Here is a 14,733-nt window from a genome sequence, read left to right on the forward strand (position 1 = left end):
GGCTGTGTTAATCTATCTCATACCGAGCCGTTTTGGGATCAGGGCCGATTGCGCGGCCCGCCCCGGCGCGAAGCATGGTGCACAGAAAGGTTGCGACGTCGCCAGCGGCCCACACCGGGCCACCTGCGCGGCCGGGCGATTTCGGCTTCCGGCCTGCCCGGCGACGGGGCTTGCGCCTTCTTCTCGTCGGGGACCGAAAGCGTTGCGGCGAAGGCAGTCCATTTCAGTACGGGGTTGGCATCGGGTCGGAGCGGGCGTTGATGAGCGATACCAGGAAAATTGCTGCCATCCTTGTCGCCGACGTCGTCGGCTACAGCCGGTTGGCCGGCGCCGACGAGGAGCGCATCCTGGCGCGGCTGCGCACGCTGCGCAGCGACCTGATCGACCCGACCATCGCCATCCACAACGGCCGCATCGTCAAGCGCACCGGCGACGGCAGCCTCATAGAGTTCCGCAGCGTCGTCGACGCGGTGCGCTGCGCCATCGAGGTGCAGAGCGCGATGCTGGAGCGCAATGCCGGCGTCCCCGAGGACCGGCGCATCGAGTTTCGCATCGGCATCCATCTCGGCGATGTCGTCGAGGAAAGCGACGGCGACCTGATGGGCGACGGCGTCAACATCGCCTCGCGGCTCGAAGGCATTGCCCGCCCCGGCGCAATCTGTCTTTCAGAGGATGCCTATCGCCAGGTAAAGGCCCGCCTCGACCTGGCGGTGACCGATCTCGGCGACACCCGGCTGAAGAACATCGTCGAGCCGATCCGCATCTATGCGCTGGAAATCGGCCCCGCGCGCGCGGCGGAAAGCCCCGCCCCCGCGGAAACCCCGGCGCCGAGCGCCTACCTTCAGCCGGAAAAACCCGCGATCGCCGTGCTCGCCTTCGACAACATGAGCGGCGATCCCGAGCAGGCCTATTTTTCCGACGGCATCAGCGAGGACATCATCACCGACCTCTCCCGCCTGTCGGAGCTGCATGTCATCGCCCGCAACTCGTCCTTCGTCTACAAGAATGCGGCCATCTCGGTGCCGGAGGTGGCCCGCGCGCTCGGCGTGCGCTACGTGCTCGAAGGCAGCGTGCGCAAGGCCGGCAACCGGGTTCGCGTCACCGCGCAGCTGATCGACGCCCAGGATGGCGGCCATGTCTGGGCCAACCGCTTCGACCGCGATCTCACCGATATCTTCGCCGTCCAGGACGAGTTGACGCGCGAGATCGTCGAGGCGCTGAAGATCCAGCTGACCGGCGGGGACCGGACCCGGCTCGCCGGCCGCCGGCCGGTCGACGTCAGGGCCTACGAGCTGCTCCTGCGCGGCCGCGAGCAGGCGTCGGTGCACACGCGGCTTGCCAATCCCGCAGCGCGAGGCCTCGCCGAAGCGGCGATCGCCATAGAGCCCGACTATGCGGCCGCCCATGCGCTGATCGCGTTTACCCACGTGCTCGACTATATCAACGATTGGAGTTCCGATCCCGAAGTGTCGCTTGCGACCGGCCGCGCCCTTGCCGAACGGGCCGTCGCCATGGCGCCAGACGAACCCTATTGCCACTGCGCGCTTAGCATCGCCTGCATGTGGATGCGGGAACTCGACCAGGCGAAAAACGACGCGCATCTGGGGCTGGCGCAGGCACCCAATTCGGTACAGCTGCACATGGCGCTCGCCCACGCCCTGATTTTTTCCGGCGACCCGAAGGCCGCACTTTCCGAACTCGACATCTCGATGCGGCTCGACCCGCTCTATCCCGAAGTGCTGCTGCAGTTTCTTGCCGACGCCCATTTCTCGCTCGGCGCCTACGAGACCGCGATCCTCGCGATCGAGGCGCGGCTAATGCGCAACCCGCAATCGGAAACCGCCTTCGCGCTGCTGGCCTCCTGCCACGGCCATCTCGGCCACAACGACCAGAGCCGCCAGGCCTGGACCCGCGCGCTGGAACTCAATCCCGATTTCTCCATCCCCCGCCGCCGCCGCATCCTGCCCTTCCGCAACCCGGAGGATTTCGAACGCCGGGTGGACGGCTTGAGAAAGGCTGGGCTGGTGGAGTGAGGCCTAGAGACGTCGGAGCCGCGATGCTGACAACGCGCTAGTAGTCGAATAGATCTTCGAAATCGGTATAGAAACCATAGTTTGGCGCTTGAACGTACTCTAGCCCAAATGTGAAGAAGTGTTTTCGCGCAGCCCGCCACCCCCTGACAAGACTTGGCATCCTCGGTTCAGGTACATCTCCGCCTCGCCATGCGGCAAGATTAAGCCATGCTCCGGTTGCCAGCTCTTTATTGGAAGGAGTGGGACATTGGGAACCGTAATTCACTGTAAGGATTTGGTTACGCTTTTTCATGGCGCGGCGTACAACGCTCAAGAGCCATCCATCAATAGCCAGAAGCGGCGCTGGATCGTCCAGAAGACAATAGAACCCCATTATGCCCTTCATTCTCGGAAGCCGAGTACCCTTATGAATGAATCCATCAAGATCGGCCTCCGCTAATCCACCATACAGTGAGCGTCTAAGCTCGTAAATTAGACCAAGAAGGTCCCAATCATAGCTCAACGGCGCAACATTCGCACGTGACCGATTGTAACCAACGTCCAAATAATGAATTAAGTAAAGATTGATGAGTCGTGAAGCACGGCTCTTTATTCTCTCAACTGTCTTCTGTGGCATAGTCAAGCCTGCGGGACCGAAGCGATACCCAAGATAGTCGAAATATGGGTACGTACGAAGCTCTTGCTGAGAGTGCGATATTACAGCAATCCCAGGTGATTTTTTGGCATTTAATATTAGACCACTTGTACGACAGTGTGAAACGAAGCAGCGTTCTAGTTCTTGCGCTTCATTATAGCCGCTACACAAGGCAACTACATCATCGGCGAACCGAACGAACCGGCCAGATGAAGCAGCAAGCTTCACGTCCAAATCATGGTTAGAAAGATTTGCGAGCAAAAGCGAAACTGAGGAGCCTTGAGGGGTTCCTTTTTGGCGGCGCTCAAATGGGCCAGTAAAACAATTGCCATGGGCGGAGTATTTATGATGGATGAATGTCTTGAATATGTAACGCTCGTGAGGCGTTAAACTAATTTGCGATTCGTCGTCGATTTTCTTTTCGAGATACCATGCTGGTATGTTATCAAAGTATTTCTCAAAATCGATCTGAACAGAGAACAGCTTACCATCATGATCATATTCCTTGAGTGCGAGAATCGCATCGAAGACATTTTTGTCCGGATGATAAGCATAGGAAGAAGGCGAAAGGCGCTTTGTGTTTCGTCCCCTAGCGCGCCTCAGCACCACATTAGCCAACGCCGCATCAGGAATTGAAAAGGCCATGATTGACCTTTTTGTGCCGTCTGGCTTTGGAATCTGGTAATTTATTGCAGGACTAGGTTCATATGTTCCCTGTAATACTTTGTACCAGATCGTCTTAGCTAGGAAATTTGCATTACGGGAGCAATACTTTGGGTCGAAATGCCTCGGCTTTGACAATCCCGGCCGCACGGTGGGAATTCCCGCATTGATTCCAGTACGCTTTTCAAACTGGCGCCTATACTTATCTTCCGATTTCACTTCTCGAGCTTGTTGCAGAAAGGCCTTTTGAGCGAGGCGCTTAATTTCTTGCTTAATTGCGTTCTGCATGGCCCCTCGAAGAAGTTCGGCGGTGAGGGCCAAGAGTCAGGGATTCTGATAGACTTTTGGCCCACCTTCACGTCAACTTTTTCAAGCCAACGCGCCATCGGCACCTTAGGTGCCCGGTACTTTGCCCCCACCGCCTCGGCTACTACGCCAGTTCCCGCAACTTATTGGGGAGTTTCTGATCAGTCAATAGTGGTCAAAGACAAAGACATAAGCCTACTTTAGGTGGAATCTCGCTACGATAGCGGAGACCTATTCGAAGGTTCGCGCTGGGCACACAAAACGGCTATGTATTTTCAGTAAACACCGACTCTAACGTCCTCCCCAAGCATGTAAAATTCTTGCCGGTACTGCAGTCTGGGATGGAGAGGGCGATCGTAAAACACTCAGGCCGACGTCGAAAACATCAAATCGACAACGACGCCAATCTCAATTTGCGAACGCCCTTTTTCTGGATTGGACCGCACCCGATGAGGCACGCCACCTACCCAGCCATCTGGCTTTGCGCCACAGCCAAAGCCTCCACCACCGCCAGTTCCGCCATCGCCAGCGCCGCCTCACGGGTCTTGGCGGCGGCGATGAAGCGGCCGTTGTGGCAGAATGTGGCGCCCGTCACGCCGCAGGCGGCTTCGAGCGCTTCGTTGGTAAGGCCCGCCCAGGCGGCCGGCAGGTCGGCGCGCAGTTCAAATCCCTCGTCGGCGCGGCGGATGCCGGTCAGGGTCCAGTCCTTGTCGCGCGGGTGGACGACGAACAGCAGGTGGTCGGCGCCTGATTTCACGATAGCAGGACGGAAAGGCATGCCCATCGGCAGCTCCAGCACGCGGCCCTCGCCGGTGGCGACGATCGCCTGGTGCACGACGGCTTCGGCGCGTAGCTTGGCCGCGCTGCGCCCGACGCTCGCCTCGACGAAGCTGCGGGCGATCGCAAGCGCTGCATGGAAGGCGCGCTCGTCGGCATCCGGGTCGGTCTCGTCGAAGACGGGCTTCAGGGTTTCCAAGAGCGCCGGCAGCGTCAGGCCGGCAAGCGGCCCGGCGATCGAGGGGCTGAGCGCGCCATTGTCGACCAGATCGACCGGCAGCACGAAGCTACGGTCGAAGGAAGCGTGCACCCCCTCGACATGGGCTTCCGGCACGGCGGAGGCGACGAGATAGTCGCGGCCGTAATGCTTCCAGATCAGGCCGAAGGAGCTGTAAGGCTGGCCGTCGTCGCGCAGCGGCGCGCCACGCTGGTGGTGATCGAAGATGCGCGTGTCGGCATCATAGGCGCCGCCGACGTCGTAGATGATCCGGTCGAAGCCGGGCGTGATCCATTCGGGCGCGCGGCTGCGCACGATCTTCGCGTCAGGGAAAAGCCGGGTCAGGATGACGCTCGACATCAGCTCATCGGCATGGAAGCCACCGGAATGGGTGACGAGGAATTCTGGGGTCATGCCGGGATGCGCCTTGTGATTCTTTGATGGGTCTTTCGCCGGAGCGGCGTTTGCGGTGGTCACCAGATAGCCCTTGGCGCGGGCCTTCTCAACCCACCCCCGGCTTTTTCCGGCGCTGGCGGCCTTCCGTCCTGGCGCGCGGCGCCCGCGCCTGCCGCCTCGCGCCTCAGCGCTCGCGGAGATCCAGCGACCAGGTCTGGCCGACCAGATCCTTGCCGAAGGAATGGTGCGGCGCCTCTTCGACGAGGATGAAGCCGGCGCGCTGGTAAAGGCGCCGGGCGGGGGCGAGCACGCTGTTGGTCCACAGCGACAGCGTATGATAGCCGACGCTGCGGGCGCGCTCGATGCAGGCGGAAACCAGCGCCGCCCCCACGCCGCAGCCGCGCGTGTCCGGCTCCACATAGAGAAGCCGCAGCTTGGCGACGCCGGGCTTGTCGCCCGCCACCAGAAAGACCGAGCCGACGATGCGGCCGTCGATCTCGGCGATCCAGGCCGCCTCGCGGGCCGGATCGAAGGATTTGACGAAATCGGCAAGGATGCCGGCCGCCAGCGCCTCGTACTCCTGGTTCCAGCCGTGCTCCTCGACATAGAGGATGGTCTGGCGGTGGATGATCCAGCCGAGATCGCCGGGCTTCAGATCGCGCAGATGCAGTTCGCCACCGGTTTTCTTCGAAAGCACGTCGCTGACGATGCCGGTGGCGGCGATCAGCCGCCTGCGCTCGGCCGGCGCCAGCGTGTCGAGCAGCGCGCCAATGGCGGTGCGGGTGTTCTCTTCGAGTGCTGCGAAGGTCTCGCGCCCGAGGGCGGTGAGCGAGATCGGCTGGCGACGGCCGCCCTGCGGATGCTCCGCCTTTTCGAGCAGCCCGCGATCGGCAAAGCGCTTCAGCGTCCGGCTGAGCTGGGCGCGATCGACCTGAAGGATCCGCATCAGATCCGCCGCTGTCAGCGCCTGAGCGTGGGCAAGTTCATAGAGGATGCGCGCCTCGGTGAGCGTGAACGGGCTCTGGTCGAGATGGGCGTTCAACAGGCCGAGGCGGTTGGTATAGAGACGGTTGAAGGCGCGCAGTGCGGCGACATCGGAGTGATCGTTGGTGAGCGTCATCGGGATGATCCAGCATTAAGTTGACTCAATCAACAACGATTTGTTGATTGAGTCAACATGCCTGATCGGCGCGACAAAGCTGAGCGGGCAGACCGCAAACGCCCCCCGCGGTCGCGTCAGGCCCGCTCGCCGAACGCCAGCCTGCAGGCGAGCCCGGCAAAGACGCTGGCGAGCAGGTATTGCGGCAGCTTGCGCAAGCGCCCGGGCATCGAAAGGCCCCTGCGGATCTGGCCCACAAGCAGGATCACGGCGCCGTTGACGATGAGACCGATGCCGTTCAGCACCGTCGCCAGCACCAGCGTCTGTGCGACGATCGAGCCGTTATCCGGCCGCACGAACTGCGGGAAGAGCGCCAGAACGAACAGCGCCATCTTCGGGTTGAGCAGGTTGGTGATGAGCCCCTCCCCGAAGATGCGCCGAAGCGGCATCCGCTTCAGCTTCGCGCTCGGTGAAAAATCGAACGCCCTGGAGGCAAGCGTCTTCCAGGCGAGGTAGGCGAGATAGGCGCAGCCGGCCCAGCGCACGATCTCGTAGGCGACGGGCACGGTGGCGATCAGTTGCGACAGCCCGAAGGCCGCGGCGAGCGCATGGCAATAGGTGCCGAGCACGATGCCGGCGAGTGTCAGAAACCCCGCGCCTTGCCCCTGGCTGACGCTGCGCGACGCCAAGAGCAGCATGTCGGGACCCGGCGTGGCGGTGAGCACCAGGGCGGCGGCGGCAAAAAATGCGAGTGTGGAGAAATCCGGCATGACATCTTCCTTTGAGGTGGCCGGAATTTCGGTTTAGCCGCTTTTGCGGGAATAGCAAGGCCCGAGCGGCGGCCGCCTCACGCGCCTTCTTCATCAGGGGATGGCACCCGCACAGGCGCGCCGGCGCTGCGCCATTCCTCAGCGCCCGGCAACGTGACAGACCCAGGTTGCATGCAGTAACACCCAAACGTATAGGATGTCGAAACATTCTTATCGGGGGTTGAAATTCGATGACATTTTCCTTCAAGGCATTGCTTGCGGCCACGGTGATCGGCCTTGCCCTTATGCCGGGGCTCGCCAGGGCCGAATCCCTCGCCCAGCTCGAAAAGCAAGGCTACAAGGTCAGCAAGCTGACGAAAAACAAGGCCGGCTCGCAAGGCTGGGTGGCGTCGAACGGCGACAAGCGCTTTTTCTGCCGCATGAATGTCAGCATCGCCGTCGTCAGCAAGAAGGAACTGGTCAGCATCACGACGGCCGGCCGACTGATCAAGCTGGACCGCGCCACGTTCGAAGCATCCTTGGGTGGTCCCGATCCGTCTCTCCCGCTCTGGAGCGACCTCCAGGCCGGCCGGGTCAAGGCCCCACACGTGAAGGGCTGCACGCCCCTTCGCTGATCGCCGGGCCGGGCTTGCCTCAACACGTCTGGCGCAGGCCCGGTGCCCGATCGATACCGCCCCTTCGCGCGACCAGTTGCATGATCATGCAGGCTCGCCCAGCCCCTTGCGCCTGCCGGCCGCGACCGTGCGAAACCCTGGATGCCGCAGCAACGGTCGAAAATGACCTTTTCGCCGTGAATCTCACCGCATGGGCCTTGTCCGCGTCGGTTTTTCGAGCTTTTTCCTGGGGCGCTCAAGGCACCATATCATAAGGTTTCCAAACGATTTTTCGCCTCGGCGGCGGCGTCCACGCGCCGGCTCTCCCCACTCTGTCCACGCAAAAATGCCGGGGCCAGCTTGCCTTGGCGGTCGCCCTGGCTATATTAGCGATGCCTGAACGCCACTCATTATTCGAGTCGCACGATATTTTCGGGCCCCCTTCACCCGACGAAACTCCTTGTCGGTGGACGAACGAAGGAGACACTTCATGTCCTTTAAGAAAAATCTGAATAAGGCTACCGACGCCACCGTATCGCGCGTCAGCATCGGAGCCGCCGTAAAGCGTTCGCGTGAATCCCACGGTTACACTGTCGACGAAATGTCGGTGACCACTGGCCTGACGGAAACCGAAATTTCCAAGGTCGAACTCGGCGCCGATACCGATCCCGTCAAGCTCCAGCGCATCGCCGCTGCCTTGCAAGTCTCGCCTGCCACCTTCACCGCCACGCCGTAAGCGGCGGTGCCGGACACCGTGTCCTCGACGGGCATCGTGTCCATCCCGGGCGCAGCCCACTCGCATATGCACAAACGACGTCTCATTTTCTTGCAGCCAGGCTCATCTGCACTGCATCAAGCGGAGACTCTGAACTGAAATCGGCCCTTGCGGCCAGCGGCTCAAAAGCGAAAGCCGGGGTTCTGCCCCGGCTTCCTTCGTTTTTACCGGGCGCTCGGCTCGTGGTTCGCGCTCGTCGCCACCGACATATCCTCCACCGCCTCGCCCGTGACATCGAACAGCGCCGAAGCGGGGTAAGGCAGCGCAAGCTGCGGCATGTCATCCAAGGCGAAATAGGCAAGCGACCGTGTCTCACTGTCAGACCACGACCCCAAGTCTTCAACGACATGGCATCGAAACAAGGTGACGACGCATTCGACCTGATGGCCATTCGGATAGGTATAACGAAAGTCGCGCCCACCGAAGACGCCGAGAATGGCGCTGGGCGTGACAACAAGCCCGGTCTCCTCCATCACCTCGCGAATGACGGCCTGCTGCGGCGTCTCGCCGGGCTCGATCGTGCCTGCAGGCAGGCTCCACCCCTCGCCGGACGATTTTTCCTGCATAAGCAGCTTGCCGGCGCGATCATGAATGACGGCGGCGACGGAAGGCAGCAGCAGCAGGCGGTTTCCGATCAGGCTGCGCAGCTCCGTCAGATACGATCCCATCATGGCTTTCCCTCGGCGTTCATGCCCTCGTTATGCGCCGGGAAGAATGGCGCCGGTGAGGCGCTACGGCTGTCTCTTGATCTTCGGGGTAGCCGCCTTTGGCGGCACGCCCCGATCATCGGACACTCCCGCCTCAAACAGAAAAGCCGGGGTTTTCACCCCGGCTTTTCCTATTCGACCGTTCGCTAAGGCTTAGTTCTTCGCCTTGTCGACCAGCTTGTTCTTGCCGATCCACGGCATCATGCCGCGCAGCTTGGCGCCGACTTCTTCGATCTGGTGGTTGTCGTTGACGCGGCGGATGCCCTTGAAGCGGGCTGCACCCGACTTGTATTCCTGCATCCATTCCGAGGTGAACTTGCCGGTCTGGATGTCGGTGAGGACGCGCTTCATTTCAGCCTTCGTTTCAGCCGTGATGATGCGCGGGCCGGTGACGTATTCGCCCCACTCTGCCGTGTTGGAGATCGAGTAGTTCATGTTGGCGATGCCGCCTTCATAGATCAGGTCGACGATCAGCTTCACTTCGTGCAGGCACTCGAAATAGGCCATTTCAGGCGCGTAGCCGCCTTCGACCAGCGTTTCGAAGCCGGCGCGGATGAGCTCGACGAGACCGCCGCACAGAACTGCCTGTTCGCCGAAGAGGTCGGTTTCGCACTCTTCCTTGAAGTTGGTTTCGATGATGCCCGAACGGCCGCCGCCGACGCCGCAGGCGTAGGAGAGCGCGAGGTCAAGGGCGTTGCCCGAAGCGTCCTGGTGAACGGCAACGAGGCAGGGAACGCCGCCGCCCTTCTGGTATTCGCCGCGAACCGTGTGGCCCGGGCCCTTCGGTGCGATCATGACAACGTCGAGCGTCGCCTTCGGCTCGATCAGGCCGAAGTGAACGTTGAGGCCGTGGGCAAACGCGATGGCAGCGCCGTCGCGGATGTTGCCGGCGATGTCGGCCTTGTAGATTTCAGCCTGCAGTTCGTCCGGCGTCGCCATCATGATCAGGTCTGCCCACTTGGCAGCTTCAGCGACCGACAGAACGGAAAGGCCATCGGCCTCGACCTTGGCAGCCGTTGCCGAGCCGGGCTTCAGCGCGACGCGGATTTCCTTGGCGCCGGAATCCTTCAGGTTCAGCGCGTGGGCGCGGCCCTGGCTGCCGTAGCCGACAATGGCGACCTTCTTGGACTTGATGAGGTTGATGTCGGCATCACGATCGTAATAGACGCGCATTTGAATGGTCCTTCCCGTTAGTTGTCTGTTGTTTGCGCTGCACGACATCTGAACCGATCGATCCAGGCATCACCCAGCAATTCCGTGTTCTCGCAGAAACCTTTGCGCCCAGAGGCACGCGGCCCTGCAATTCCAGTTCGGCAGCGGTCCTCGCGCCGTTAAACCGTCTTGCCGTAGAGCGTGAGAAAGGCGCTGACCGCCTGCTCCGCCTTGCGGCCGAAACCTTTTTTCATCTCGCCGGCCTCTTCGCCGAGCAGCATCTTCAGATGCCAGTCGGAAACGACCAGCCCGTAAAGCGCGCCATAGGCCTCGTCGGCGTCGTCGAAGGCCAGAAGCCCCGCCTTGCGGCCGGCCTCGAGCAGGGCTGCCGCCCGCCGCCCGATCTGCCGGCGGCCGCGCTCCTGCAGCATGTGGCCGAGCTTGGAGCCTTCGCGGCTCGCCTGCCCGATCGCCAGCCGGTTGAGCGCCAGCGACACGTCACCGGCGAGAACCTCCAGCAGGTCCTTGGCAAACACCACCAGATGCCGGCTGAGGCTTTCCGCGTCGAGCGCGCTTGCGGCAACGTCCTGCGTGCGCACCTTGCTCGCCTGGAAGCCGATCATCGCCGACAACAGCCCGTCGCGATCGCCGAACCACTTGTAGAGGCTTTCCTTCGAACAGTTGGCCGCCCTTGCCACACCCGCCGTCGTCAGCGCCTTCTCGCCGCCATCGACCAAAAGACGCAACGCCTCTTCGAGAACCACGCCCTGACGCTCGGTCAGGCCGTTCCCGGCATTCGCCTCTCTTGTCGCAGCAACGCTTTGCACCTGGCTCCACCCAATTCAGTACCGTACGGTACGGTTCGCATTCTTCTAGTGAAGCCCGCCGGAAGCGTCAAGACGATTTTGATGGAAGGGCAAAATTTTGGCGGCGGCGGACGAAGGCGTGACCGTTGCGGGCATGGAGCACGGATGAATGCGCCGGATTGACGTCCGGTCTCCTTCCATCACGTACCGGCACAAGCAGGCTCGCCCGCGCTTGACGTATCGGGCCCGGCTGGGCACGCCCGCCGTCAGCCGGCGAGCGCCAGCCCGCCCTGGCGGCCGACATCCCTCTCGATTTCGCCGACCAGGCTGTCGAGCGCCGGATTTCTCGACTTGCGCGCACGCCTGACCACATAGGCGAGCGAGGGTGGCTGCGGCAGCCGCTCGGTCATGACCTGCATCTCGCCGCGGATATGGCGGTCGCTCAGAAGCGCCACGCCCATGCCCGCATTGACGGCAGACACGATGCCGGCGGCGCTCGAGCACTCGAAGACGGTTTCGAGAACGGCATCGTCCTTGCCGATGTCGAGCGCCCATTGTCGATAGAAGCACTCGTCATGAAACGACAGGAACGGGATCGGGCCGCCCTCGGCAAGCATCAATTCGGGATGCTTTACCCAATGCAGGCCTTCCCGGAAGAGAACCACGTCGGTTGGACGCACCTCATGGCCAAAGACCTGAACGATCGCGGCATCGAGCTCGCCGCGCTCCAGCATGGCGCGAAGCACCAGGCTCATGCGCACCTTGGTGCGCACGTTGACCCCGGGATGAAGCCGCTTGAAGCGGCCAAGCATGCGCGCGAGATCGGTGCAGGCCGTGTCTTCGGTGAGCCCGAGCGCAAGCCGTCCCGCAAGCGGGGTCTTTGAGAGGCTCAGCAGCGCCTCGTCGTGCAGCCCGACGATGCGCGCGGCATAGTCCAGCAGGTCCTCGCCTGCGGCCGTAAACATCGGCGCGCCCGACTGGCGACCGAGCAGCGCGCAGTCGAGGCTGACTTCAAGCCGCCTGATCTTGTGGCTCACGGCCGACTGCGACAGGCCGAGCGCAGCGGCCGCCCTGGTGATGCCGCCATGGTGGCGAATGGCGCAAAGCGCCCGCAAGGCGTCGATCTCGAGGCGCCGGCTGTTCAGTTCGTTCATGGCCATGTCCGTTTCGTTCTCTTCGGGAAGAGCATAGCACGGACCGCGCCACTCATGACATCCGTTCGCGCATTGTCATGCCTCCATCGAAATATGTCATGTGCACGCATCCTGCGATCCGCCTATCGGTAGGACACATTCCTCGCGATCGAGACCTTGATGACCGACATTTCGCTTGCCTCCGCCAATACGAGCCGCCATCCGCTGCTCTGGCCCTTCCTCGCCACGCTTTTGATCATCGGGTGGAGTTCGGGCTTTGTCGGCATCCGCTATGCCAATCAGGAGGCAAGCGTCATGCTGCTCCTTTTCTGGCGAACCCTGCTTTCGGGGGTGATCCTTCTGCCGTTCGCGCTGGCGATCGGGCCGCGCCTCACCCTGCGTGCGGTCAAGGATCAGGCGCTCTTCGGCATCATGGCCGTGTTTCTTTATCTGGGCGGCTTCGCGCTGGCGATCGAGCAGAAGGTGCCGACGGGCCTGGTCGCGCTCATCGCCGATCTCCTGCCGCTGGCAATCGCCGCACTGTCGCAGCCGGTGCTCGGCGAGCGGCTGACCCGGCGGCAGTGGCTCGGCACCGCGATTGCCGTCCTCGGCGTGTTGATCGTGTCCTTCGACAGCCTCAGTTTCGGCACCGCGCCGATATGGGCCTACGGGCTGACGGTGGGCTCGATGCTGATCTTCGCCGTCGCCTCCGTGCTGCACAGGCGACGCAAGACCCAGGCCATGCCCGTCCATCAGAGCCTTTGCATCCAGACGCTGATGGGCTCGGTTCTCTTCGGCCTCTGCGCCTTGACGCAAGGCAGCCTCGCGCCGCCGATGACGCGCGATTTCGCGGTGGGCATGCTCTGGCTGGTGCTGATCGCAACCTTCCTCGCCTATGCGGTCTACTACACCAGCCTGCGGCTCTTCCCCGTCGCCAAGGTGAGTGCCGCAATCTATCTCAGCCCGCCCGTGACCATGCTTTGGGCCTGGATGCTGTTCTCAGAACCGCTGACGGGCGCGATGTTCGCCGGGCTCGCGGTGACGCTGGTCGGCGTGTGGATGACGTCGCGCGGCTGAAGGGGAATCTCGCAAGGCTCAACGGGTGCAGGCCCGCCTCGGGCGCTGGTGCGCCTCTGGACCGCAACGACGCGACTAGGCACACCACGCATCATGGCAGATGAGCCATGAAGTCCGGACCCAACCGCCACCGAAACATTACAATAATATAATGATCTCAATGCTTCACGGCCCGGCCGTTTGTGCCTATTTGCTGCTAGGATGATTTGCGCCTGCGATGAAGGCGCGCAAAAGCCGGGAATGGGCATGAACAAGACAGGCAAGACGGCACGCACCGAGAGCACGCAGCGCGACGACGCGACGCCCAATGTCACCTTCATCCCGGGTGCAGCGCCTGTCCGGCGCAAGCGGCGCACGCGCTCCTGGCTCTGGGTTCCGGTCGTTCTCGCCGTCGTCGGCGCCGGCTACTACGGCTGGACGCGGTATGCCACGACCCCGACTGCCGCCGCCATGGTCACGCAAGCGGTGGCGCGCGGCGATATCGAAAACAGCGTGACCGCCGTCGGCACGCTCGATGCCATCAAGTCGGTCGATGCCGGCGCACAGGTCTCCGGCCAGCTGAAGGCGCTGCATGTGGACATCGGCGACAAGGTCGAGGCCAATCAGCTGGTGGCCGAAATCGACCCCGCCACCATCGAAAACCGCATCGAGATCGACCAGGCCGAGCTTTCCAATCTTGAGGCGCAGCTGATCTCGAAGAAGGCCCAGCTCGTGTTGAAGCAGGCCAATATCGACCGCCAGCGCAATCTGGTCGCCGTCAACAGCATCGCCCAGTCGACGCTCGACCAGGCGGTCGCCGATCTCGCCGCCGCCGAGGCCGACGTCAACGCCATCGAGGCGCAGATCCGCAAGCAGCAGGCGACGCTTGCCGGCGACAAGGTCGATCTCGGCTACACCAAGATCTTTGCGCCGATGGGTGGCACCATCGTCGCCAACCCGGCCAAGGAAGGTCAGACGCTGAACGCCAACCAGACGACGCCGACGATCGTCACCATCGCCGATCTCTCGACCATGACCGTGAAGGCGCAGGTGTCGGAGGCCGATGTCGGCAAGCTCAAGGTCGGCATGGACGCCTATTTCACCCTGCTCGGCCAGCCGGGAAAACGCTTCGAAGGCAAGCTGCGCCAGATCCAGCCGATGCCGGACACCGCCAACAACGTCGTGCTCTACTACGCCCTCTTCGACGTGCCCAACCCGGATGGCGAGCTGATGATGTCGATGAGCGCCCAGGTGTTCTTCGTCCAGTCGGCTGCCAAGGACGTGCTGGTGGTGCCGAGCGCGGCATTGCGCATGACCGGCGAAAAGGGCGCGGGCCAACGCTTCGGCCAGGGCAGCGACAAGCGCGCCGATCCCGCCGGCGCTGCCGGCGGCAAGGCGGCCGCTACCCGCGCAAGCGCCGAAGTGACCGTCGTCACCGCCTCGGGCGCGCTGGAAACCCGCGCGGTCGAAGTCGGCATCCGCAACCGGGTCAATGCAGAAATCAAGAGCGGCCTGAACGAGGGCGACACCGTCGTCGTCGCCACCGGCTCCGATACACCCGCCACCGGCGGCCGTGGCGGCCAGCGCGGCATGCGCATGCCGCCGATGTTCTGAGT

General features: G+C 62.6%; 13 protein-coding genes. 5 read left to right on the top strand and 8 right to left on the bottom strand.

Annotation, left to right across the window (positions count from 1 at the left end; translation table 11 throughout):
• The first annotated feature begins 260 nt into the window (after positions 1-260).
• Entirely contained in the window at positions 261-2,033 is a 1,773-nt protein-coding gene (locus RTP54_RS11440; RefSeq protein WP_312362686.1) for an adenylate/guanylate cyclase domain-containing protein, read from the top strand.
• Between the two features lie 37 nt (positions 2,034-2,070).
• Here RTP54_RS11440 and RTP54_RS11445 read toward each other — a convergent pair whose 3' ends face one another.
• The 4 genes from RTP54_RS11445 to RTP54_RS11460 form a co-directional block, all read right to left on the bottom strand.
• A complete protein-coding gene (locus RTP54_RS11445) occupies positions 2,071-3,618 on the bottom strand; it encodes a reverse transcriptase domain-containing protein (RefSeq protein ID WP_312362688.1) in 1,548 nt (515 codons plus the stop codon).
• Positions 3,619-4,099: 481 nt separating this feature from the next.
• Positions 4,100-5,044 (bottom strand): MYG1 family protein, encoded by a 945-nt coding sequence (locus RTP54_RS11450; RefSeq protein ID WP_312362690.1) that lies wholly within the window; start codon positions 5,042-5,044, stop codon positions 4,100-4,102.
• 166 nt (positions 5,045-5,210) lie between these two features.
• A complete protein-coding gene (locus RTP54_RS11455; protein WP_312362692.1) occupies positions 5,211-6,146 on the bottom strand; it encodes a helix-turn-helix domain-containing GNAT family N-acetyltransferase in 936 nt (311 codons plus the stop codon).
• 116 nt (positions 6,147-6,262) lie between these two features.
• Complete coding sequence (locus RTP54_RS11460) at positions 6,263-6,895, bottom strand: LysE family translocator (protein WP_112816215.1); 633 nt, start codon at positions 6,893-6,895, stop codon at positions 6,263-6,265.
• Between the two features lie 230 nt (positions 6,896-7,125).
• Between RTP54_RS11460 and RTP54_RS11465 the strand changes: the two genes are divergently transcribed.
• Complete coding sequence (locus tag RTP54_RS11465; protein WP_112816214.1) at positions 7,126-7,509, top strand: hypothetical protein; 384 nt, start codon at positions 7,126-7,128, stop codon at positions 7,507-7,509.
• Between the two features lie 469 nt (positions 7,510-7,978).
• Positions 7,979-8,224 carry a helix-turn-helix domain-containing protein gene (locus RTP54_RS11470; protein ID WP_112810853.1) on the top strand — a complete coding sequence of 82 codons (246 nt, stop codon included), beginning with the start codon at positions 7,979-7,981 and terminating at the stop codon, positions 8,222-8,224.
• Positions 8,225-8,427: 203 nt separating this feature from the next.
• On the opposite strand, the gene RTP54_RS11475 is transcribed toward RTP54_RS11470, so the two are convergent.
• The 4 genes from RTP54_RS11475 to RTP54_RS11490 all read right to left on the bottom strand — a co-directional run bounded on the left by RTP54_RS11475 (position 8,428) and on the right by RTP54_RS11490 (position 12,082).
• A complete protein-coding gene (locus RTP54_RS11475; protein ID WP_312362696.1) occupies positions 8,428-8,931 on the bottom strand; it encodes an NUDIX domain-containing protein in 504 nt (167 codons plus the stop codon).
• Between the two features lie 192 nt (positions 8,932-9,123).
• Positions 9,124-10,143, bottom strand: a complete 1,020-nt coding sequence (gene ilvC, locus RTP54_RS11480) for a ketol-acid reductoisomerase (protein WP_077505830.1) — start codon at positions 10,141-10,143, stop codon at positions 9,124-9,126.
• A gap of 158 nt (positions 10,144-10,301) precedes the next feature.
• Positions 10,302-10,949, bottom strand: coding sequence for a TetR/AcrR family transcriptional regulator C-terminal domain-containing protein (locus RTP54_RS11485; RefSeq protein WP_112816211.1), 648 nt, complete (start codon positions 10,947-10,949; stop codon positions 10,302-10,304).
• Positions 10,950-11,194: 245 nt separating this feature from the next.
• Positions 11,195-12,082, bottom strand: coding sequence for a LysR family transcriptional regulator (locus tag RTP54_RS11490; protein WP_312362704.1), 888 nt, complete (start codon positions 12,080-12,082; stop codon positions 11,195-11,197).
• Between the two features lie 159 nt (positions 12,083-12,241).
• Here RTP54_RS11490 and RTP54_RS11495 point away from each other — a divergent pair, with 159 nt between their 5' ends.
• Positions 12,242-13,138 carry a DMT family transporter gene (locus RTP54_RS11495; protein WP_112833127.1) on the top strand — a complete coding sequence of 299 codons (897 nt, stop codon included), beginning with the start codon at positions 12,242-12,244 and terminating at the stop codon, positions 13,136-13,138.
• A 246-nt stretch (positions 13,139-13,384) separates the two neighbouring features.
• Positions 13,385-14,731 carry an efflux RND transporter periplasmic adaptor subunit gene (locus RTP54_RS11500; protein ID WP_312362705.1) on the top strand — a complete coding sequence of 449 codons (1,347 nt, stop codon included), beginning with the start codon at positions 13,385-13,387 and terminating at the stop codon, positions 14,729-14,731.
• Positions 14,732-14,733 lie beyond the last annotated feature (2 nt).

Source organism: Ensifer sp., from assembly GCF_031989085.1.
Taxonomy (GTDB): domain Bacteria; phylum Pseudomonadota; class Alphaproteobacteria; order Rhizobiales; family Rhizobiaceae; genus Ensifer.

Coding starts and splice junctions, on each gene's coding strand:
- ilvC (WP_077505830.1), bottom strand. CDS start 10,143: ATGCGCGTCTATTACGATCGTGATGCCGACATCAACCTCATCAAGTCC.
- RTP54_RS11500 (WP_312362705.1), top strand. CDS start 13,385: ATGAACAAGACAGGCAAGACGGCACGCACCGAGAGCACGCAGCGCGAC.
- RTP54_RS11445 (WP_312362688.1), bottom strand. CDS start 3,618: ATGCAGAACGCAATTAAGCAAGAAATTAAGCGCCTCGCTCAAAAGGCC.
- RTP54_RS11470 (WP_112810853.1), top strand. CDS start 7,979: ATGTCCTTTAAGAAAAATCTGAATAAGGCTACCGACGCCACCGTATCG.
- RTP54_RS11465 (WP_112816214.1), top strand. CDS start 7,126: ATGACATTTTCCTTCAAGGCATTGCTTGCGGCCACGGTGATCGGCCTT.
- RTP54_RS11495 (WP_112833127.1), top strand. CDS start 12,242: ATGACCGACATTTCGCTTGCCTCCGCCAATACGAGCCGCCATCCGCTG.
- RTP54_RS11440 (WP_312362686.1), top strand. CDS start 261: ATGAGCGATACCAGGAAAATTGCTGCCATCCTTGTCGCCGACGTCGTC.
- RTP54_RS11450 (WP_312362690.1), bottom strand. CDS start 5,044: ATGACCCCAGAATTCCTCGTCACCCATTCCGGTGGCTTCCATGCCGAT.
- RTP54_RS11455 (WP_312362692.1), bottom strand. CDS start 6,146: ATGACGCTCACCAACGATCACTCCGATGTCGCCGCACTGCGCGCCTTC.
- RTP54_RS11490 (WP_312362704.1), bottom strand. CDS start 12,082: ATGAACGAACTGAACAGCCGGCGCCTCGAGATCGACGCCTTGCGGGCG.
- RTP54_RS11460 (WP_112816215.1), bottom strand. CDS start 6,895: ATGCCGGATTTCTCCACACTCGCATTTTTTGCCGCCGCCGCCCTGGTG.
- RTP54_RS11475 (WP_312362696.1), bottom strand. CDS start 8,931: ATGGGATCGTATCTGACGGAGCTGCGCAGCCTGATCGGAAACCGCCTG.